16 protein-coding genes, 9 tRNA genes and 1 pseudogene are annotated in these 20,800 nt (G+C 39.4%); 4 read left to right on the top strand and 22 right to left on the bottom strand.

The window, feature by feature from the left end:
- Positions 1-292 precede the first annotated feature (292 nt).
- From ACFX4I_RS17290 to ACFX4I_RS17300, 3 genes and pseudogenes are all read right to left on the bottom strand, one after another.
- Complete coding sequence (locus ACFX4I_RS17290; RefSeq protein WP_034304915.1) at positions 293-493, bottom strand: cold-shock protein; 201 nt, start codon at positions 491-493, stop codon at positions 293-295.
- A gap of 299 nt (positions 494-792) precedes the next feature.
- Positions 793-2,487 carry a methyl-accepting chemotaxis protein gene (locus ACFX4I_RS17295; protein WP_377421972.1) on the bottom strand — a complete coding sequence of 565 codons (1,695 nt, stop codon included), beginning with the start codon at positions 2,485-2,487 and terminating at the stop codon, positions 793-795.
- Between the two features lie 153 nt (positions 2,488-2,640).
- Positions 2,641-3,669 (bottom strand): annotated as a pseudogene (locus ACFX4I_RS17300) (ATP-grasp domain-containing protein).
- 367 nt (positions 3,670-4,036) lie between these two features.
- Here ACFX4I_RS17300 and ACFX4I_RS17305 point away from each other — a divergent pair.
- Genes ACFX4I_RS17305 through ACFX4I_RS17315 form a run of 3 tightly spaced genes read left to right on the top strand, consistent with a single transcriptional unit; the run spans position 4,037 to position 7,511 of the window.
- Entirely contained in the window at positions 4,037-5,782 is a 1,746-nt protein-coding gene (locus ACFX4I_RS17305) for an ABC transporter ATP-binding protein (protein WP_377421974.1), read from the top strand.
- Positions 5,783-5,805: 23 nt separating this feature from the next.
- Positions 5,806-6,480 carry a response regulator gene (locus ACFX4I_RS17310; RefSeq protein WP_309519534.1) on the top strand — a complete coding sequence of 225 codons (675 nt, stop codon included), beginning with the start codon at positions 5,806-5,808 and terminating at the stop codon, positions 6,478-6,480.
- Entirely contained in the window at positions 6,477-7,511 is a 1,035-nt protein-coding gene (locus ACFX4I_RS17315; protein WP_377421976.1) for a sensor histidine kinase, read from the top strand. The genes ACFX4I_RS17310 and ACFX4I_RS17315 overlap by 4 nt, the downstream gene beginning before the upstream one ends.
- 587 nt (positions 7,512-8,098) lie before the next feature.
- Here ACFX4I_RS17315 and ACFX4I_RS17320 read toward each other — a convergent pair.
- From ACFX4I_RS17320 to sigW, 9 genes are all read right to left on the bottom strand, one after another.
- Positions 8,099-8,647, bottom strand: coding sequence for a hypothetical protein (locus ACFX4I_RS17320; RefSeq protein ID WP_377421978.1), 549 nt, complete (start codon positions 8,645-8,647; stop codon positions 8,099-8,101).
- Between the two features lie 166 nt (positions 8,648-8,813).
- Positions 8,814-9,722: a CPBP family intramembrane glutamic endopeptidase gene (locus ACFX4I_RS17325; RefSeq protein WP_377421980.1), complete on the bottom strand. Its 909-nt coding sequence runs from the start codon at positions 9,720-9,722 to the stop codon at positions 8,814-8,816.
- 585 nt (positions 9,723-10,307) lie between these two features.
- Complete coding sequence (locus tag ACFX4I_RS17330; protein ID WP_309519537.1) at positions 10,308-10,679, bottom strand: iron chaperone; 372 nt, start codon at positions 10,677-10,679, stop codon at positions 10,308-10,310.
- Between the two features lie 358 nt (positions 10,680-11,037).
- Entirely contained in the window at positions 11,038-12,840 is a 1,803-nt protein-coding gene (gene glmS / locus ACFX4I_RS17335; protein ID WP_089363897.1) for a glutamine--fructose-6-phosphate transaminase (isomerizing), read from the bottom strand.
- 453 nt (positions 12,841-13,293) lie between these two features.
- The gene (gene glmM, locus ACFX4I_RS17340; RefSeq protein ID WP_377421982.1) at positions 13,294-14,643 is read right to left on the bottom strand and encodes a phosphoglucosamine mutase; all 1,350 of its coding nucleotides are present in this window, start codon (positions 14,641-14,643) and stop codon (positions 13,294-13,296) included.
- Between the two features lie 56 nt (positions 14,644-14,699).
- Entirely contained in the window at positions 14,700-16,064 is a 1,365-nt protein-coding gene (locus tag ACFX4I_RS17345; RefSeq protein ID WP_230303272.1) for a CdaR family protein, read from the bottom strand.
- Entirely contained in the window at positions 16,057-16,881 is an 825-nt protein-coding gene (cdaA, locus tag ACFX4I_RS17350; protein ID WP_053537056.1) for a diadenylate cyclase CdaA, read from the bottom strand. The genes ACFX4I_RS17345 and cdaA overlap by 8 nt, the downstream gene beginning before the upstream one ends.
- 220 nt (positions 16,882-17,101) lie before the next feature.
- Positions 17,102-17,725, bottom strand: coding sequence for an anti-sigma factor family protein (locus ACFX4I_RS17355; RefSeq protein ID WP_063236210.1), 624 nt, complete (start codon positions 17,723-17,725; stop codon positions 17,102-17,104).
- A 16-nt stretch (positions 17,726-17,741) separates the two neighbouring features.
- Positions 17,742-18,305 carry an RNA polymerase sigma factor SigW gene (sigW, locus tag ACFX4I_RS17360; RefSeq protein ID WP_230303273.1) on the bottom strand — a complete coding sequence of 188 codons (564 nt, stop codon included), beginning with the start codon at positions 18,303-18,305 and terminating at the stop codon, positions 17,742-17,744.
- Between the two features lie 172 nt (positions 18,306-18,477).
- Between sigW and ACFX4I_RS17365 the strand changes: the two genes are divergently transcribed.
- The gene (locus tag ACFX4I_RS17365) at positions 18,478-18,663 is read left to right on the top strand and encodes an aspartyl-phosphate phosphatase Spo0E family protein (RefSeq protein ID WP_230303274.1); all 186 of its coding nucleotides are present in this window, start codon (positions 18,478-18,480) and stop codon (positions 18,661-18,663) included.
- A gap of 138 nt (positions 18,664-18,801) precedes the next feature.
- On the opposite strand, the gene rocF is transcribed toward ACFX4I_RS17365, so the two are convergent.
- The 10 genes from rocF to ACFX4I_RS17415 form a co-directional block, all read right to left on the bottom strand.
- Positions 18,802-19,704, bottom strand: a complete 903-nt coding sequence (gene rocF, locus ACFX4I_RS17370; RefSeq protein WP_377421986.1) for an arginase — start codon at positions 19,702-19,704, stop codon at positions 18,802-18,804.
- A gap of 208 nt (positions 19,705-19,912) precedes the next feature.
- Positions 19,913-19,988 (bottom strand) — tRNA-Ala (locus ACFX4I_RS17375).
- A 21-nt stretch (positions 19,989-20,009) separates the two neighbouring features.
- Positions 20,010-20,081 (bottom strand) — tRNA-Gly (locus tag ACFX4I_RS17380).
- A gap of 3 nt (positions 20,082-20,084) precedes the next feature.
- A tRNA-Gln gene (locus ACFX4I_RS17385) sits at positions 20,085-20,159 on the bottom strand.
- Positions 20,160-20,263: 104 nt separating this feature from the next.
- Positions 20,264-20,347: transfer RNA gene (locus ACFX4I_RS17390), tRNA-Tyr, on the bottom strand.
- Positions 20,348-20,365: 18 nt separating this feature from the next.
- Positions 20,366-20,441, bottom strand: a tRNA-Thr gene (locus ACFX4I_RS17395).
- Positions 20,442-20,456: 15 nt separating this feature from the next.
- A tRNA-Val gene (locus ACFX4I_RS17400) sits at positions 20,457-20,532 on the bottom strand.
- A 10-nt stretch (positions 20,533-20,542) separates the two neighbouring features.
- Positions 20,543-20,617: transfer RNA gene (locus tag ACFX4I_RS17405), tRNA-Glu, on the bottom strand.
- A 31-nt stretch (positions 20,618-20,648) separates the two neighbouring features.
- Positions 20,649-20,721: transfer RNA gene (locus ACFX4I_RS17410), tRNA-Thr, on the bottom strand.
- A gap of 3 nt (positions 20,722-20,724) precedes the next feature.
- Positions 20,725-20,799 (bottom strand) — tRNA-Asn (locus ACFX4I_RS17415).
- Position 20,800 lies beyond the last annotated feature (1 nt).

Consider the following 20,800-nt stretch of genomic DNA (forward strand, 5'->3'; position numbering starts at 1 on the left):
TGAACCGAAACTTCTATACTTCAGGCAAAAAAAAGAAGGGACATAAATTCCTTCACGTCCCTTCAATCCAATGTTTCAGTAATTTCCTATCGATGCCTTGATAAGTATAATATATTTAATTTAGTATTTTTTAGAAAAACTATGATATACTTAGTCAAACCTTTTTAAGCGTTTTACTTTACTTGTACCATTTACCCTGCTTATCGTTGAGCAGGGTTTTTTGTTATGTATTTTCACAAAACAAAAAAAGACAGACCCTATAACAAGGATCCGTCTTTTTTTGTTATTGAAATTATGCTTTTTGAACGTTAGAAGCTTGAGGTCCGCGTTGGCCTTGTTCTACTTCAAAAGTAACTTCTTGACCTTCGTCTAAAGATTTGAAACCTTCGCTTTGGATAGCTGAGAAATGTACGAATACGTCGTCTCCGTTTTCGCGTTCGATGAATCCAAAACCTTTTTCTGCGTTAAACCATTTTACTTTACCTTGTTCCATTGTTGTTGCCTCCTAGTGCATCTAAGCACAATGTATTACTATCCTTGCTCTAAGTCATCATCGAAAACGAAAAGTAGTACTTTTAGTATCCTTAGTACCGAACAAAAATAATTAAGACTAAGCATAACATTAAATGGTAGCGATTGCAAATATTTTAGGGAAACTTTTTTCTAGCAATTTTTAATACTCTCTAAATTCATTTAAAATCAAACAGTAACCAATGGGCTCTATCTATTCAGATAATGGCTTCATGACCTCTCATACAACAAGAGGTTTTTGTAAATGTTCACATCGAATATTTATTTTTCGGTAATGAACTTTTCTGCCATTTCTTCTAGAATGGCCGATTCTTTTGCTAAATCTTCATTTTGTTCCTTCAATCCAGTCATTATGGTGCTTTGTTGAATTGCAGCTGCCGAGATTTGCTCCGTTGTTGCGACTCCTTCTTCTGAAATCGCCGCAATTTCCTGAATGGATGCCAGGCTTTCATCCGAAGACTCATTGATTTTTTTCGAATGGGCGGCTAATCGTTCCGTGCCTTTCAGCAATTTCTCTACGGATTCAAATATCTTATTGAAAATCTCGCCATTGTTTTCCACTAAGGAAACACCATTTAATATATCCTGAAAACTCTCATCATTATTTTGGATGACTTTGGCTGTTTGTTCATTAATCCGCATAATGGATTCTGAAATGATATCGATGGATTCATCTGTTTGCACAGCCAATTTTTGCACCTCCTGAGCCACTACGGCAAAACCTCTGCCGGCATCACCCGCCCGTGCCGCTTCAATGGAAGCATTCAGGGATAGCAGGTTCGTTTGAGAAGCAATCACCCTTATTAAGCCAATCACTTCATTTATCTTCACTACATCCTCTTCTAGGCTTACCAAATTGGTTTTATTCGCTTGGCCGTTTTCCATGATTTTATCCATCTGGCTCGTTACATCTTGCACTTGTTTACTTCCTTGTTCAGCAAGTGTATTCGCATGCAAGGTAAATTCATTCATTTCATTCGTTTGTTCGTTCATTAAACGGATTGTATCCGTTAAGTCACTGATCATATTGGAAATTCTGTCAATATGATGGGCACGTTCTTCTGAAGCTTTTGCTTCTTCCGTTGTCCCCGTCACTATTTGACCATAGGACTCCACCATCTCTTCAAAGGATTGCTGAATGGACACTGTCGTTTGATTCATCGTTTGAGCATGTTCACGGACATTCTGGATAATATGGGCCAAACTTAACCTCATATCTTCGAATCCATTTGAAAGATCGCCAATCTCATCCTGTCTGCCAACGGGAATTGATTTACTTAAGTCCCCTTTTGCCATTTCATTCGTGTAACCAACAAGTTCATTGACGGGTCCCGAGATTTTTTTCCCGATGACAACGGCGCATAGCACACCTAATATAATGGCACTTGCAAGAAATAAGATATTATAGAATATCATTGTGCTTTTCAATTCATCAATGAATTTTGCATCCATATCGATTCCGACAATCGCGTCGGTTCCTTTGATTGGCGTAAAGTACGACTTGTGTGTACCCCACTTATCTTTATATATTTCACTTAATACGTCTTCGTTTCCATTTATCGATTTTGCCTGTTCCGGCGTGAAAGGGGATTCCACCATGTAGTCCTCGCTGCCGTTCACGGCTGCAATCATTTCGGCATCATTCTCCCGCTTCAACACATAAACATATTCAATTCCCTTTTTATCTTCAACAAAGGCATCTAGTTTCCTCCTAATCTCTTCGCCCCGTTCGGAAGCTTTGTTTATCAAAGTGGGATTGAGGCTTGCTGCTAAACTGTGGGCATTTTCAGAAAGGCGATCATCGAATTGCGGAAGGACATTCTCATTGATCATTTTATTAGTAATATAGGAAAAGCATAGGCCCATGGCCCCTGCGAAAAGTACGAAAGGAATAATATAAAACAAGAATAGTTTTGCCAGCAAAGATTTTTTAGGATTAAGCTTTGAGAATCCCATTTCATGCCTCCCTTAGATGAAAACCAGGTGTTTTATAGTCAAATATGGTATTAAGTCCAAATGAAGCAATTGGAGATTTTTATCCAAATCCTCACTTCTATAAAAGATGATTGCCATGCTCCGGTCATTTTGAAAAGGAAGCTGCCTATATTCCTAAACATGTTCGAATTCATGACGAAGTCCATCATGATCAATACTTGAAACATCTTCCGGATTTATTTCCAGTGGAACCTCTGCAAAGAAAAAGCTATATATATGATCGTCCATCTCTTCCAATATCCGATTCCAATCGGGTTTCGTTCCTGAAAAATAGTGTTCATACGTATTCATTCCATAGGCATGGTAACCTAGATCCGTTGTACCCGCCCCAGCAAAACGCAGGGGATTGATTTCGATGGGTATCACCTTGTTTCCCTTTTTACGAATTTCAAAGTGTACGGGGTAATTCCTAAGTGGAAGGACCGTTTGAATATTCTTCATGAACTTTAGTGCATCATGATAGATTTAGTTAATGGCCAACTTCGAAGTATAATAAATTCGATCGGAAGTATCGTAATCATCCTTGAATAATCGTTTGAAGACATTCAAAATGACCGGTTCACCATCTTGATTGTAATAGCCATCAATGGCATACTCTTCACCCTGAATCCACTCTTCTATTAAAACGGTCTGGGAACCGACCACTTCTGAATCATATAATCCATCCGAATGAAGTAAATCCGCTTTAAGCTGGTTCACGGCTATATCCCAATCCTGCTCATTCTTGACTTTGTGGACCCCTACACTCGAATAGCCAATATTGGGTTTGATAACTACCGGAAACGGTATTTGATTTTTATCCAGGTTACTTATTATGGATAAATCAATATCTTGGAAATAGAAATCAGGATATAAAGATTTCGTCAAATTTCGCACCTGATTCTTATCCTTCAATAACTTTGACCAAATGTATTCATTGCTATTTGGTTGGAGATGACCTAACAATGTTATGCCATTTTCAGAGTTTGTAACAATTCTTTTGTCCATTTCCATGGACTTGAAAAACTCGGTATCTTTTTGAATGTTTAGCTTTTCTGATGTTAATGTGACTCCCCATTGTCCTTGTTCCAGCACTGGAATTTGCTGTTGCTCCAACACCTTTAGAAGAATTGGCGACACAATGGACTCATTCAAAATAATCATTTTTTCCACCTAACTTATACTGTTTTTTGTATCTCCATATTTAATCGGTTAAAAGCCGTAAGTATTTAGCTTATATAGGTATTTATTATTAAAAATGCATTAAAAATCAAGATATCAATATATCTTTTTACCTATCCCATCAGATCTAGCCTTGAGGTCCTTACACATACAATCGAATATTTAATTTTCTTGAATCTTCATTAAAAAAGGCCGACACTATTTTAAGTGTCCGCCATATTTTTTCAAATTTATCATTCAGAAAAAGTTCACCAGAATTTTCGTGGAATAACTAAGACTCGTTCATATTCAATTCATATCTTCTTTATATACTTCTCTGTAATGATAATCAAGAAAGGATGTATTACATATGTCAGAAGCAAAAAATCAAAAAGGATGGCGCCAGTTCATTCGGTTAGTTCAACAAACGAAGCCTTCTAAACTAATGATAGGGATTGCATTAGCATTAAGCCTAGGTACAACAGGTGTAGGTTTATTGGTCCCTTTATTCACAAAAAATCTAATTAATGATTTTTCAATCAGTTCACTAAGCACTGAAAGGATCACACTTCTCGTTCTTGCCATCATTGTTCAAGCATTGGCCAGTGGATTTTCCATCTATTTATTAAATCGGATCGGTCAATCTGTAGTGGCGGGTATCCGCGATCAACTATGGAAAAAATTACTCGTATTACCCGTGAGTTATTTTGATGAACATCCGTCAGGAGAAACAGTCAGCCGAATGACAAATGATACAACTGTAGTAAAGGGATTGATCTCTGAACACCTCTCAAATTTCGTTACTGGAATCATTTCCATCGTATGCTCCATGATCGTGTTATTCGTACTGGATTGGAAAATGACATTATTGATGTTCACTGTAATACCACTCTCTATTTTGATATTAATGCCCTTAGGGAAAAAAATGCATAAAATTTCAAAAGGAATGCAGGACGAGACAGCAAGCTTCAACGCAGTCCTTCAGCAGGTGCTAACGGAAATACGCCTTGTTAAAGCATCGAATGCAGAAGCTTTGGAATATCAAAATGGCAAAAAAGGAATCCATAAATTATTTCATTTCGGATTAAAGGAGGCAAAAATCCAAGCGTTGATTGCGCCGCTAATGAGTTTTGTCATGATGGCATTACTCGTGCTGATTTTAGGTTATGGGGGAATGCGAGTTTCTTCAGGAGCCCTGACAGCTGGAGCTTTGGTTGCATTCATTATGTATCTTTTTCAAATTATCATGCCCATGGCTCAATTAGCCAGTTTCTTTACACAATTCCAAAAAGCAACGGGTGCCACAGAGCGCATCATTTCCATTCTGGATTCAGTTGAAGAAGAAGACGCGAAGCAGCCAGTTCAAAATATAAGTCAATCAATCAGCGTGGAGAACCTGAACTATAGTTATAATAATGGAGAACAGGTACTTAAAGATATAAGCTTTAACGTTGAAGCCGGTAAGATCACTGCAATTGTCGGCCCAAGCGGCAGCGGAAAAACGACCCTTTTTTCATTATTCGAGCGTTTCTACAAACCACAGCAAGGCTCAATTTCCATTGGCGGGAAGTCCATAAATGATTTCACGCTCCTTTCATGGAGAAGCCAGATTGGTTATGTTTCACAAGAAAGTCCTATTGTATCAGGTACAATTCGAGATAATATTTGTTATGGCATCGATCGGGATATAACGGATGAGGAATTAAATCAAGTCGCTAAAATGGCGTATGCGGATCAGTTTATTTCCGAGCTTCCGAACGGATATGATACAGAGGTTGGGGAAAGGGGCATGAAATTATCAGGCGGCCAAAGACAAAGAATTGCGATTGCTCGTGCATTTTTAAGAAACCCTAAAATATTAATGCTTGATGAAGCTACCTCCAGCCTAGACAGCAAATCGGAAAATGTCGTTCAACAGGCATTGAATGATTTAATGAAAGGCCGAACAACAATAGTTATCGCCCACCGCCTATCGACCGTTATCGGTTCAGATCAAATCATCTTCCTTGAAAAAGGGAGAATAACAGGCAGCGGTACACATAAAGAGCTGTATAATACGCATTCATTATATCGCGAATTTGCCCAACAGCAGTTGCACAAACTTGAACTGGCCTAATTCACCGAAAGGAAGGAAGAAGGATGACAAAGATATTAATAGTCGATGATGATGCACATATTCGCGAACTTATAAACCTGTTGTTAAGAAAAGAAGGATTTGATCTATATGAAGCCTCGGATGGACTGCAAGCATTGAAAGTAATGGAGAAAGTGAAAATAGATTTGGCAGTCATCGACATTATGATGCCTAACATGGATGGATGGCAATTATGCAAAGAGTTAAGGGAATTTAGTGATATCCCCATTTTAATGCTTACTGCAAAAGGGGAAACAACACAAAAAGTAAAAGGATTCGGTCTTGGGGCAGATGATTATCTTGTAAAGCCATTTGAACCGATCGAATTGGTTCTTAGAATAAGAGCATTATTAAAACGGTATAAAATCACTATTTCACAAACATTAAATATCGGCGAATTAAAGATGAATCGCAACACGCATGAAATGTCATTCAAAGACCAGGAATATACAATTCCATTAAAAGAATTCGAATTGTTGTTTAAATTAGCAAGCTATCCTGGAAAAACTTTTTCCAGGGAAGATCTTATTGAAGACATTTGGGGCTATGATTATGAAGGTGATGAACGAACTGTCGATGTTCATATTAAAAGAGTGAGAGAACGGTTTCCGGAATCGGAATTCCCCTTCCGGATTAAAACGATTTGGGGATTGGGCTACCGTTTGGAGATAACGAGATGAGAAGCGATCGATTTTTCAAACAAACGCTTGGCATACTGTTTTTTCTTACGTTTATTTCAATTTGCTTTTCGGCCGGTTACTATATCATTCAGCTATTGCCATTAAGGTTACCCGATTATGTTCGGTTTCTGGCCACTATCATGACAAGCATCGCAATCATGATATCCATCGGTTACCTTATCCGCGCTATCCATCACAATAAACGGGTAAATATTTACCTCGAGATCATAGATGCCTTAAGGAAAATAGCAAATGGCGATTATAATGTACAATTGGATTTTAAGATGGAAAAGAAAAACGAAATGACCGATATCATTAATCACTTCAATCACATGGCCAAGCAATTGAAGCAAATGGAAGAAATGCGGCAGGAATTCATCTCTAACGTCTCACACGAAATACAGTCGCCCCTAACCTCTATTGTAGGATTTGCCCAAGCTCTTCAATTTAATAAGCTGACAACCGAAGAACGAAATCATTATCTTCATATAATAGAGACAGAGAGCAGGAGATTATCTAAATTAAGTGATAACCTTCTAAAGCTTACATCTCTGGAATCCGAGCATCATCCTTTTGAAAGGACAGATTTCCGGCTGGATCAGCAAATACGAACCATTATTTTGGCTTGTGAACCTACGTGGTTGGAAAAGGAACTCGAATTGGATATATCTTTAGAAAAGATTCGAATTTTTGCAGACCAGGATTTAATGAGCCAAGTATGGACAAATTTAATACACAATAGTATCAAATTCACCCGCCATCGTGGAAAAATCACGATTCGGTTAAAACAGATTGATGACCTGGCATCCATAACGATATCCGACAATGGAATTGGCATATCCGAAACAGACCAGTTTCACATTTTCGAGCGATTCTATAAAGCCGACCTGGCAAGGGAACGTACAAAAAGCGGCAGCGGCTTAGGTCTATCCATCGTGAAAAGAATTATAGAGATGCATGAAGGGACCATATCCGTGGAAAGTGAACTCGAAAAGGGAACTACTTTTACGATTCTGCTTCCTATTTCATAAAAACCAGCTGACTTGTCAGCTGGTTTAATTCTATTTGTAGTATTGTTGCTTCAGATTAATATCCGACCACATTTTTGGCCTTCCGTAGAATTAAAATGAAAGCTAAATAAAATCACCTATCCTGGATAGCTTTTTGAGGAATTAAAATTTGACCGTTACTTTCCACTTTGTTTTAAGATGAGCTCGAGGTCTCAATTCCATTAATTTACATTTCAGAAAACCAAGCATTTCGAAGTACGGCAATTCCTTTCTCTATCTCTTCTTCTGAAAGTCCGCCAAAACCGATCATCACCAATGAAGGATCCGTCTCCTTTCCATCCATAATTGGCCGTTCTGCTTCATTTCTTAACAAATATTCCGGTAGACTACTTAGAAAAGGCCGTAGATAGAAATATTACTTGAAAGAGTTATGTGCAATATGTTACCTCTTTTTTACTTTTTCAATATTAGAGATGATTATTTTGATATTTTTAAATAAAGCCGTCTGATAATAAACCCTATTCCTGCAATCGCCAATAACAGAATAATTGTTCCAACCAAACTAAAATTGTTTAAAACTTTAATCACCCTCTTTACTATATAAAAAATTATTTAGCAGTAACTCCCAGTGCCCCGCCACTATAACTAATAGTCGCTTCAGCATAAGTTGTTGAATATGCTACAGAGGCTGTATATGGATATGTTTGTTTAAGTGTACAAGACTTTCCATAAGTGCATGACGCTGTTAAGGTTTTATCTTGCACCTTACCAACACCACCAGATCCAACTAATCCATAGGCAGTATGTCTAATTTTTGTAGTGATTTTTGTAGGAGTTCCTTTGGTAACTGTTGTCGTTACATTACCACCAAAAGAATTATTAACAATTCCATGATTTGATGATACAGATTCTTTCAAATTTGCACTAATTTTTGAATTAGAATTACTTCCTGAGACGTTGGCAGTTTTTACAGGCATGATAGGAGAGTTTGATGTCTTCGCATAAAGCTTCACAAATTCAGCATCGTCAAAACTTAATTCTTCACCAACATCGTAGTAATCTGATATTTCCGATAATTTTTGATAAATTTCTTCTTGTGTTAAATCCTTTTGAAGACTCTCAGCTGAAGAATTTACTTTTGGAATACATACTAACATAACAAATAATTGTCCAAATGGTCTTTTTCATTTGAATCCCCCTTTAATAAATATCTTAAAGTAGTTTGGTTGCAATATTTTTATATCTTCACTTTATCAAAAATCAATAGCACAAGGAGTTCCAATTTTAGAACTCCTTGTGCTACTTTTGAGCTATAAAAGAGATTTATTTATGAAAGTAGTCCTCAGGGATTGGCAGCATATTTAACCTTATAATATATATTGTTAGGAAAATAACATACATCAAAAACAACAAAATAATGTATCTATCAAAGAACTTAACTTTTTCACTTTGAAAATGATTATTTTTTCTTACTTTTATAAATAAATAAGTTGATATAGATAGAAAAAGTATTAAACCAGTTATGGTGATAATTGGAGACACCATTACTTTAAAATAAGTTTCAGTAACCTTTTCCGGGAAATGCATGATGATCCTCATTATTTCATTCACTAAAAAGTGATAAAAGATAGCTGGTACGATACTTCCAGTATAGATGGTTAATAGTGCAAAAGAGATACCCATTACAAATGCAAAAACCAAGTTTCCCACCGTCATATGATAAATGCTAAAAATAAGAGCACTTAAAATTATGGCCGACTTTATGTTCATTCTCTGATATAGTTTTAATAATATACCTCTAAAAAGAATTTCTTCACTAATCGCCACTGAAAAGCCAATCATCATAATGCTGTAAAAACTTATGTTTTTACTACTCTCCATAAGTGTACCAACAATTTTTTCAGCAGTAAGCCATTCGCCAGTTAGTAGATAATATTGGGTCCTACCAAAAAACACAGTTAGCATGTGAGTTATACTACCCATTAAAATACCAAGAAGAATATATTTTACATGTACCTTTTTAAGCTGAATGCTAGATAAGGTTATTTTTTTCTTTTTTAAGAAAAGAAAAAGCATATAGATAATAACCAGTTTACTTATAAAGAAAAATAATTGTTTGTTTATTTGTAAAAAAAGTTCTTGTAATATAAGTTGTGTAAAAGGAAAAATAATCATAATTAGTATTGTTATGTATAATATAAAGCGATGAGTTTGTTTAATATTAGTATCCATTCTTACCCCTTTGTGATACGATAATTTCAAAGAAGCCCTTTTTTTAAAATAAGAGTTTGTATTTGCACTATTTTGTTGGATTTCGATTGGTAACTATTGTTGTTACGTTACCACAAAGGAGTTATTTAACAATTCCATGATTTGATGATACAGACAGACCCTTTAAATTCGCACTAATTTTTGGAATAAAATTACTTCCTGATACAGTTGAAGTTTTTACAGGTATGATAGTTGAATTTGATGTTTTTGTATAAAGGTTCACAAATAAAGCCCTTTAATAAATATCTTAAAGTAGTTTGGTTGTGATATTTGTATATCTCGATTTTATCAAAAACCAAAAGCACAAGAATTTCCAAATTTGGAACTCCTTGTGCTTTTTTGAATTTAAAAATTTTTATGAATCGCAACCGTAAAGGTGAGGTCATAAGGACCGAGGAATTTGCCGTTTTGCCTATGGAGTTAGATTAGACTGCAGATATGAGATCTTATAACCTAAGGACCACATCGTTTCACTTTTTATATGAATAAACCCCGAATAATGGACACTTTAATAGAGGGTCAACTCCCCTTAATACTCAGCTTTTATTATTTCCGCCAAAAAGTTGAACAGTCTGCCTTATCAAAAATATTAAACTCTATCATTTTCTCAAGTAATGAGTAATCAACCGGACTGTCCCACTTGATACGTACCAACTGCTTGGTGTGATCATAGCCAGCCTGCACGATTTCATCAGAGAAATGATCGATCCCTGCCTTTTCAGGGGCAACAGCCAAATGATGTTTGGCTACGCTAAAGCCAATAATATATGTGTCATGATCGGTAAACATAGGCTGATTCCACGCAATTTTCGGCATTAGATTTGGAAATTTCTTAGTTACCCAAGCCAAGACTTCTTCCGTTCGTTCCCTATGTTTCGGGTTATCAATATTTGATAAAAATTCCGCAAAAACTTCCATGTTATTCTCTCCTAAAATTAAAAATTATTTTTGAAGATTTAATTATTCATGCCAGCAATCGAGCATAGGAAATCAATCGTTTGTAAGCCAACGCCTTATCCAAATACTTAATTTTGCTCTTAAAGATGCCGTGATTACCTACCGCTGGATTTGATAGATTGCATTAAACGACTTTATTTACCTGCACACCGATTCCTATTCCTCGGCCTTCTTTAATCCACTTTAGAGGTTCTCGTTCTTTTAGACATAAAAAAACACCCCTTTGGCTAATCATAGCCAAAGGGGTAAAGCTTCGCAACTTTTTATAAACAGTAAAACTTTATTTTACATCTAAAACATACATTGCATTCATTCCGACTTACTCAACCGTTACACTTTTCGCAAGATTACGTGGTTTATCCACGTCACATTCGCGGTGCAAGGCTGCGTAGTAAGCAATGAGCTGCAGCGGGATAACAGAGATAAGGGGTGTTAATAGTTCATTCACTTCCGGGATGACGAAACGGTCATCCTCTTCTTCAAGCCCCTTCATGGAAATGATGCAAGGGTTGGCGCCTCGGGCAACCACTTCTTTTACATTACCACGGATGCTTAGGTTGACACCCGCTTGCGTAGCAAGGGCTATGACAGGTGTACCTTCTTCAATCAAGGCGATCGTTCCATGTTTAAGCTCTCCGCCAGCAAAGCCTTCTGCCTGGATGTATGAAATTTCCTTCAGCTTAAGCGCCCCTTCAAGAACAACATAGTAGTCAAGGGAACGGCCAATGAAGAAGGCATTTCTTGTAACGGACAAATATTCACGGGCAATGTCTTCCATCTCTTCTTTCGAATCACAAAGGGCTTCCATTGCTGTTGCAACGATTCCAAGCTCTTTTACAAGGTCGAAATCATACTCCATGTTACGGAATTGGCCTGTTACATTTGCTAATATGGCCAAGACAGCCACTTGAGCTGTGTAAGCCTTTGTAGAGGCAACGGCAATTTCAGGACCAGCATGCAGCAAGAGCGTATAATCCGCTTCACGTGACAATGTAGAGCCCGGTACGTTCGTGATGGTCAAGGCTTTATGACCAAGCGCTTTGATGGACACTAACACGGCACGGCTATCTGCAGTTTCACCACTTTGTGAAATGAAGATGAATAGCGGTTTTTTCGATAATAACGGCATATTGTAAGTGAATTCCGATGCCACATGGACCTCAACCGGTATTTCAGTCATTTTTTCGATGAATTGCTTACCAATCAGCCCTGCATGATAGCTAGTTCCGCAAGCGATGATATAAATACGGTCAGCCTCACTTACGGCTTCAGTAATGCTATAATCGATTGCAAGTTTACCTTCTTCATTTTGGTATGCTTGAATGATTTTACGTATGACAGCTGGCTGCTCGTCGACTTCTTTGAGCATATAGTGCGGATACGTACCTTTTTCAATATCACTTGCATCCAGTTCAGCAGTGTATGGAGCACGCATAACTTCTTCGTTGGAAAGGTTCTTGATCGTTACCTTTTCTTTTGTCACGATAACCATTTCCTTATCCATCAGTTCAAGGAATTGATCTGTGACTTGCAACATGGCCATTGCATCCGAAGCGACAACGTTAAAGTCTTTTCCGACACCGATTAGCAGCGGGCTTTTATTTTTTGCGACTAAGATGGTTTCATCATTTTCAGCATCCAATAGGGCAATGGCATATGAACCCTCCAAAAGAGTGAGTGTTTGACGGAACGCCTCTTCCACTTCCATGCCCTCGTTTACGAACTTCTCTATGAGTTGAACGATGACTTCCGTATCCGTTTCACTTTTAAAGGCAACATCCTTCAAATATTCACGTTTTAGAATCGCATAGTTTTCAATGACCCCATTATGAACTAAAGTCAATCGACCTGAATTACTTTGGTGAGGATGGGCATTTTCACGGCTTGGCACACCATGGGTGGCCCAGCGTGTATGTCCTATTCCAGTATGTGCCATAGTATTTTCATCCACGGCTCCGCGTAAGTCCGCAATTCTTCCCTTTTCCTTAAAGATTGTCACGCCTGCTTCATTTCTCACAGCAATCCCTGAAGAGTCATAACCGCGGTATTCAAGTTTTTCAAGACCTTTTAATAAAATTTCCTTTGCATCGTTAAGTCCAATATATCCAACAATTCCACACATAATTTCTGTTCCTCCAACCGATTCGAGGGAACAGGAATGCACGGGGGCATCCCTGCCCCCTCATCTCTGATATATATTTTTTATAAAGGAAATGCCTTAAAGCACTTTTTCCCTTTGTGCATTTCCAACCCTTTGTGCAGTAAGTTGCCCTACTGTTTTAAGATTGGAATTACTGCGGCTGTGCACTTCAGCCGGGAGGTATCCGCCGATCATTCGATAAACCTCCTCCTCGTCAACTAAGCCGTTTCTCGTCCAGACTTAGTTCAGGCGCTTTTGTGAATCCGTTTCTCCTTGCCTACCCTCCTTTTCATAACAACCATTGTTGTAAATCAGGATAATCATACCTTAAACAAGGGACATAGGTCAATTCTTTATTACCAAGACCTAAAAAAAGAACTTCTTTATAAAAATATGCATAAAAGGAAATTTCGTTCCTTTTATGCATAGGATTAGTTATTCGTTCATTCCCATTTCCGCTCTTACAACTGCGACGATGCGATCTACATAATTAGTGCATTCCTCAGCTGTTGGTGCTTCAGCCATAACACGGACTAGCGGTTCAGTACCAGATGGTCTCACCAAAATTCTACCGTTTCCGTCCATTTCCCCTTCAACAGCCTTGATGACTTCCTGTACCTTTTCATTATCGGTTACAGCGTGTTTATCGGTAACTCTGACATTGACCAGCGTTTGTGGATATTTCTTCATCTCCCCAGCTAGCTCCGATAAGGTTTTTTGGGTGTCACTCATGATGTTCACAAGCTGTAGGCCCGTCAATAAGCCATCGCCTGTCGTGTTATAGTCCAGGAAGATGATATGTCCGGATTGTTCGCCGCCAAGGTTATAGCCGCCTTTTCGCATCTCCTCGACCACATAGCGATCCCCCACTGCCGTTTGGGCGCTTTGTATACCATGCTCTTCAAGACCTTTATAAAAACCAAGGTTGCTCATGATCGTAGAAACCACTGTTCCCTGTTTGAGACGGTTATTTTCTTTCAAGTATTTCGCACAGATATACATGATTTGGTCGCCATCCACTATATTTCCTTTTTCATCTATTGCAATGACACGGTCTCCGTCACCATCGAAAGCCAGACCAACATCCGCACCTTTTTCTTTTAAGAATTCAGCTAGTGCCTCAGGGTGGGTGGAACCTACCTTATCATTAATGTTCAAGCCATTGGGAGATGCCCCCATTGTAGAGATGTCTGCATCAAGATCTGCAAACAGATGCATGGCCAAGGCAGATGTCGCCCCATGTGCACAATCAAGAGCAACATGAATGCCTGTAAAGTCTTCATCCACTGATTGTTTCAAGTACTGGAGATACTTTTGCCCTCCTTCGAAATAATCGTTCAAATGGCCTAAATCTCCGCCTACAGGGCGTGGAAGTTCATCCTTTTCCAAATCTAAAAGTGTTTCAATTTCCGCTTCTTGTTCATCGGATAACTTAAACCCATCCGGTCCAAAGAATTTAATGCCATTATCCGCTACCGGATTATGCGAAGCGGAAATCATGACACCTGCTTCAGCACTTAAAGCCTTTGTTAAATAGGCAACTCCAGGTGTCGAAATCACACCCAGGCGCATCACTTCAGCCCCAATGGATAAAAGACCGGCAACAAGCGCACCTTCCAGCATTTCACCTGAAATACGAGTATCGCGCCCTATCAGCACTTTGGGTTTTTCTGTATTTCTAGTAAGAACATAGCCACCAAAACGGCCTAGTTTAAATGCCAACTCCGGTGTTAATTCGCTATTCGCTATACCCCTTACTCCGTCTGTTCCAAAATATTTACCCATCTTTATCGCTCCTTCTTCGAATCGTTACTGAATTAAATGATGATGTTAAAGGAAGGTCATGTCTCTTCGTCTTTTTGTGTGATGGTGACCGAAATCGTTTTAGAATCCAGTTCCCAGTCCACTCCCTCAGGCACTGTTACCGCCAAATCCACATCATGCGTACCTTCATCTAAATTACTCACATCTACTGTAAGATTAATGTCGTCTTTAGTTATTTTCTTCAAATCATCCGCCTCACCAAGCAAAGTGATGCTAGTTACATCGGATTCCAATTCGGCATTTTGGTCATCCTGTATGCCCACAGGCACTATTTGTATATTGTTGAAAGTTTTAGACTCAATGGCAGCCGGTTCATCTTCTTCTGCTTCTGCTTCTTCTTCGACTACTTTTTCTTCTTGTTTTTGTTCAGTTTCCGGTTCTTCCTCTTTTACGACTGGCTCTGCATCCTCTTCATCCACATCAACTTTCTCTGTACGAATCTTGACCTTTGCCTTACCCAAGGACATTTTTTGTACGCTTTCCGGTTTATCCAGATCGAGTTCCAGTTCTGTATCACCATCAATTTTCGAGATATTTACAGGAAGATTTACTTCATCTATTTTCTCCAGGCTCGTTTCCGACCCAAATAAGGTGACCTCTTTTGGGTCGACACTTACACTCGTGATCCTGATGCCATCCTTTGCCTTGCCAATTTGCTTCGGTGCTATCGACACCGTCTTGGAAGGAATGCTCACTTTTAAGGAAACTGAAACAGTAGATGGCTCGATCGTCACATCCAGCTTATTCAAGTCCCTATCCAGGGCTTTAACGGTTGCCTTGCCGTTCACCGTTTCATTAAGTCCCTTACTTATTTCAAGGTTTGCCTTTACATAGGAAATTTGTTCAATCGCATCTTTAGCACCCGTTATTTTGACAGTTTTCGGGCTGACTGTTGGCTGACCAGCGGTATATCCCTCTTCAAGTAAAGAGCTATTATACTCGGCTTCAACGGAGAATTCCTTCGTCACCCGTTCCTGAACGTTGACTTCCGCATATTCCGGATCGATCGTCGCCACTAACTTTTCATTCAAATCACTTATTTTAAATGTGACAGTTCTGTCCCCCATTGAGATTGCAGGATCGGAAAGGTCTACATACACTTTAAAGTCCCTTTGGTTTTTCGCATTTATCAATAAGCTTTTTGCTCCCTTTAGAGTAACATCAACCGTCTCCGGCACTCCGCTCACCACTAGATTCTCACGGTCATAGTACACTTCAACCGGTACATTTTCGATGGTCTCCGTACTGATTTCAGGGGCAGTCGATAAACCAAGGGATTTCTTATCCGACTCCATCTCAAAGTTAATGGAAATGAACAAAAGTGCCGCCAAGGCAAAAGCTACGATTCTCATAAACCAAGCGCTATTGGTGAATTTATCCATTCTTTTTCCCCCTCCAGTTAAAGATGCTTGAGGAAGTTGTTTTGATGTTTTCCACTACCAGTTCACTTGTAAGCATGGCCCTAAATGATTCTTGATTCAAATCCCGGTAAAGTTCCCCGTTTTTAGTGACGGATATCCCTCCCGTTTCTTCTGAAACGACAATCGTAAGACTATCCGTAACTTCACTCATGCCTATGGCTGCCCTATGCCGTGTGCCAAGTTCCTTTGATATGAATGGACTCTCTGATAATGGCAAATAGCAAGCTGCAGCCGCCACCTGGTTATTTTGCAAAATAACTGCGCCATCATGGAGCGGCGTATTAGGGATGAAGATATTAATGAGCAGTTCTGAAGAAATATAGGATTTTAGAGGTATCCCCGTTTCAACATAATCCCCCAGCTCCGTACCTTTTTCTATCGTAATCAAGGCTCCGATCCGCCTTTTTGCCATATAGGTGGACGCCTTTAGGATTTCTTCGACTAAACGCTCTTGCTGATTCTCTTCCGGAACGGTGCCCCTTGCAAAGAGCTTCCCGCGTCCTAATTGTTCAAGTGCCCTTCTCAGTTCAGGTTGAAAAATGACGAGAATCGCCAATACTCCCCAATTCATGACTTGTGCCATTAACCATCCGAGTGTATTGAAACCAAACAGGTTGCTTAAGCTTTTTACAATGACAATTACAAAAATTCCTTTTAGCAGCTGAATAGCCTTCGTGCCCCGAATAATAGTTAACAATTTATATATCACAAACCATACAAGGAGAATATCAATGAAATTTACTACATAGTCCCAAACAGTCAAGTTGGTTAAAGACATGTTGTTTCCTCCAGTCAGTATTACTCCAAATACCAATTACAATCTTTATACGATAACCTTAATAGTATACCATTTTTTAAATGATACATCTAAAAACTAGTGTGAGAATTTTACATAGGAAAAATGAATCATGAAAAAGGGTTCCCCTTCCCTATAAAAAATAAAGCTGAGCGAAGTCACCGTAAATGAAAAAACGGTGCCCCCTCCCAGCTTCTATTCCTTATTCCTTTTTCTCCTCTTTAGCAGGAACCAGCGAGGTTGCAGTATCCTTCACTTTATACCACATCCACTCAAAAGCTTGGTCAATAACATGAATGCTCCCAGTCACATTCCCTGCTTTTGACATATATTTATGCCCATTTATGACTGTCACATCTCCCTCTACTTCACCATCTATTTGAATGTTACCATTTTGAACTACCACATTTCCCTTGATTGTCTCACCCTCAGGCACAATCACCGTTTCACCTTCGACCACTAAGTTAGGCTGCTTTGATACTGAAAAATGTTCGTCCTGATTATAAGTGGAAAAAACAGATCCTGTCATCAATATGATGAACATCGCTGCCGCTGTCATGAAGGGATGGCTTTTGAACCAACGTTTGGCACCTGTTGTTTTCGTTTCCTTTGGCAATTGAGCCATAACCTTTGCTGTAAAGTCATCCGGGGCCTTTATATGGGAAGTGCTTTGTACAAGGGCGACCGCCTTTTTCATTTCATGAAAGTAATCCCGGCATTCAGCACAGTTATGCAAGTGCTCCCGTAAAACTTCTTTATGCTCCGGTTTGATGTCCTCATCTAAATAATCATGCATATATTCAATGATTTCCTCATGGCAGTTCATTTTTCTCACCTTCTTTTTATAAATGGCGTAGTTGTTTACGCAAGGCTTCCCGACCGCGATGTATCCTCGTCTTAACCGTACCGACCGGCAAATCGAGTATTTCACTGATTTCCTTTAAAGATAGCTCTTCAATATACTTCAATACGATTACCGACCGGTATTTCTCGGGCAATTTCATTATTTCCACTTGAATGGTTTCCTGTAGTTCTAAAGATTCAACCTCTTCCTCGGGTTTAGCCATATCCGATGCAATTTGGGAATACATATTCAATCCCTCTGCTCCTGCCACCTCTGCATCTAGATAGTAGTCCGGTTTTTTCTTGCGAAGCCGGTCAATACAAAGATTGGTCGCAATCCGATATAACCATGTAGAAAATTTCATTGTTATATTGAAACTTCGAATATTCACAAAGGCTCTTACAAAGGCCTCTTGTGCCAAATCTTCTGCTTCTTGCCTGTTTCCGAGCATCCTGAAACATATTTGGAAAACTTTGTCCTTGTAAATTTCGACAATTTCCCCAAATGCATTATGGTCTCCCTTTAATACTTGATTAATTCTCTCTTTAATGAGTGCATCCATTTTCCGGTATTACCCCCGCTCATGCGGCTATACGATTACTACGAACCGTAAGCTAAAAGGTTTCAAAAATTTAATACATTAATTTTAACAAAGTTTTACATTTTATGTTTAAGAAAAAAAAAACAGGGCTATATAGTAAGAAATTGTAAAATCCAAGGGAGTGATTCTCTATATGACTGCAGAACAAATTTTAGACCATATTGAACAATACAGACAGAAAATGATGTTTTTGGCTTCCCATTCTTCGATGGTGGATAATGAAGTTGTTGAAGTTAGCAGCAAACTGGATTCTTTAATCATCCAATACATCCATTTAACTAAAAATGGAGATCTCACAAACAGACGTGCTCTCAAGTGAATATGGATATACGATTGCAACCATCTATCTATCACTATATTCCTGTTACATACACCCTGGAAAATAAACCTACGTCTTCTAGCATATAAAAAACAGTAACCCATTACAAGCCGGTTACTGTTTCTTTTATTTTTTCAGTTATAATAATTTTTCTCCAAATAGCGAACCCATTAGGGCCACGGCAACGATCGCCGTCTTATTTCGCTCATCTAAAATGGGATTAACTTCAACGAATTCAGCTGATGTAATCAAGTTGGATTCCGCAAGCATTTCCATGGCCAAATGACTTTCCCGATAACTTATACCGCCTATCACCGGTGTCCCCACTCCGGGTGCATCTGCTGGATCAACTCCATCCAAATCCAATGACAGGTGGACGCCATCCGTTCTTTCCCTTAAATAATCAATGCATTCTTCCATGACCCGTGTCATTCCCATGCGGTCGACCTCATGCATCGTGAATACTTTAATCCCTTTCTCACGGATAAGTTCTTTTTCCCCATCATCCAATGACCTTGCTCCAATTATTACGATGTTTTCCGGTTTCACTTTTGGAGCAAAACCATGGATATTGATTAGGTCCGGATGTCCAATCCCAATACTTACAGCTAGGGGCATACCGTGTATATTCCCTGATGGCGAAGTATCCTCCGTATTTAAATCCCCATGTGCGTCGTACCAAATCACACCCACATTTTCATAGTGCTTTGCGACTCCTGCCAGTGTACCTATAGCTATTGAATGGTCTCCTCCCAATACAAGCGGAAAGGAACCTCCTTCTATTATTTCATCAACTTTTGTAGCTAACAGGGAGTTCCCCTTTGCTACAAGCTGTAGGTTTTTTAGATTTGTCCCAGGCTCATCTGCGTTTTCAGGACGCCCTACAATTATATCTCCTAAATCCTCTACTTCTATATTCAACTTTTCAAGACGCTCGATAATCTCTGCGCAGCGAATGGCACTAGGTCCCATATCCACCCCGCGCCTTGCTTGACCAAGGTCCATAGGCAATCCAATGACGGAAATTTTCTGAATAGACATACAATTCCCCCTCTCCATCATTTTATATCGTATATGCCGATTGGTTCAACTCGACATTTCCATGTATAAAGATGCACTTTTTCCTATCACTTATGTTTTATGTGAAAAAATCATCTTTCTGGGATTAGTTTACCCAATTATGTCTTAAACAAAAAAAAGTCTTAAACCATTTTTGGCTTAAGACGTAAGTTTTGGTGTATGTAGTTGATGGTGGAGCCTAGCGGGATCGAACCGCTGACCTCCTGCGTGCAAGGCAGGCGCTCTCCCAGCTGAGCTAAGGCCCCTAAGGGATTTATAATTCATTAAGCGGAAGACGGGATTCGAACCCGCGACCCCAACCTTGGCAAGGTTGTATTCTACCACTGAACTACTTCCGCAAATGGCTGGGCTAGAAGGGATCGAACCTTCGCATGACGGAATCAAAATCCGTTGCCTTACCGCTTGGCTATAGCCCAATATATGATATGTAATGATTAATGTTCAACAAAATAAAAAGGTGGTAATCATATAATTCCCCAATACAGAGAATATATAACTGATCCACAGGATTTTATTAAAATGGTGGAGGGGGGCAGATTCGAACTGCCGAACCCGAAGGAGCGGATTTACAGTCCGCCGCGTTTAGCCACTTCGCTACCCCTCCGCAATATATGGTTGTAAATGGTGCCGGCAAGAGGACTTGAACCCCCAACCTACTGATTACAAGTCAGTTGCTCTACCAGTTGAGCTACACCGGCAAGTAAAGAATAAAATGGTGGAGGATGACGGGATCGAACCGCCGACCCTCTGCTTGTAAGGCAGATGCTCTCCCAGCTGAGCTAATCCTCCGGATTTAAAATGGTGACCCGTACGGGATTCGAACCCGTGTTACCGCCGTGAAAGGGCGGTGTCTTAACCGCTTGACCAACGGGCCGAACTTTTTTGTGTTCATAGATAGATTGGGAAGCTCCCAAGCGGATTCGAACCGCTGACCTCTTCCTTACCATGGAAGTGCTCTACCTACTGAGCTATGGAAGCATATGGCTCCGCAGGTAGGACTCGAACCTACGACCGTTCGGTTAACAGCCGAATGCTCTACCACTGAGCTACTGCGGAA

It is taken from the genome of Peribacillus sp. YIM B13472, from assembly GCF_042788005.1.
Lineage (GTDB): Bacteria > Bacillota > Bacilli > Bacillales > DSM-1321 > Peribacillus > Peribacillus simplex_E.

Coding starts and splice junctions, on each gene's coding strand:
- ACFX4I_RS17320 (WP_377421978.1), bottom strand. CDS start 8,647: ATGTTAGTATGTATTCCAAAAGTAAATTCTTCAGCTGAGAGTCTTCAA.
- cdaA (WP_053537056.1), bottom strand. CDS start 16,881: ATGTCTTTAACCAACTTGACTGTTTGGGACTATGTAGTAAATTTCATT.
- ACFX4I_RS17355 (WP_063236210.1), bottom strand. CDS start 17,725: ATGAACTGCCATGAGGAAATCATTGAATATATGCATGATTATTTAGAT.
- ACFX4I_RS17290 (WP_034304915.1), bottom strand. CDS start 493: ATGGAACAAGGTAAAGTAAAATGGTTTAACGCAGAAAAAGGTTTTGGA.
- ACFX4I_RS17345 (WP_230303272.1), bottom strand. CDS start 16,064: ATGGATAAATTCACCAATAGCGCTTGGTTTATGAGAATCGTAGCTTTT.
- sigW (WP_230303273.1), bottom strand. CDS start 18,305: ATGGATGCACTCATTAAAGAGAGAATTAATCAAGTATTAAAGGGAGAC.
- ACFX4I_RS17305 (WP_377421974.1), top strand. CDS start 4,037: ATGTCAGAAGCAAAAAATCAAAAAGGATGGCGCCAGTTCATTCGGTTA.
- ACFX4I_RS17295 (WP_377421972.1), bottom strand. CDS start 2,487: ATGGGATTCTCAAAGCTTAATCCTAAAAAATCTTTGCTGGCAAAACTA.
- ACFX4I_RS17365 (WP_230303274.1), top strand. CDS start 18,478: ATGACTGCAGAACAAATTTTAGACCATATTGAACAATACAGACAGAAA.
- ACFX4I_RS17315 (WP_377421976.1), top strand. CDS start 6,477: ATGAGAAGCGATCGATTTTTCAAACAAACGCTTGGCATACTGTTTTTT.
- glmM (WP_377421982.1), bottom strand. CDS start 14,643: ATGGGTAAATATTTTGGAACAGACGGAGTAAGGGGTATAGCGAATAGC.
- rocF (WP_377421986.1), bottom strand. CDS start 19,704: ATGTCTATTCAGAAAATTTCCGTCATTGGATTGCCTATGGACCTTGGT.
- glmS (WP_089363897.1), bottom strand. CDS start 12,840: ATGTGTGGAATTGTTGGATATATTGGACTTAACGATGCAAAGGAAATT.
- ACFX4I_RS17330 (WP_309519537.1), bottom strand. CDS start 10,679: ATGGAAGTTTTTGCGGAATTTTTATCAAATATTGATAACCCGAAACAT.
- ACFX4I_RS17310 (WP_309519534.1), top strand. CDS start 5,806: ATGACAAAGATATTAATAGTCGATGATGATGCACATATTCGCGAACTT.
- ACFX4I_RS17325 (WP_377421980.1), bottom strand. CDS start 9,722: ATGGATACTAATATTAAACAAACTCATCGCTTTATATTATACATAACA.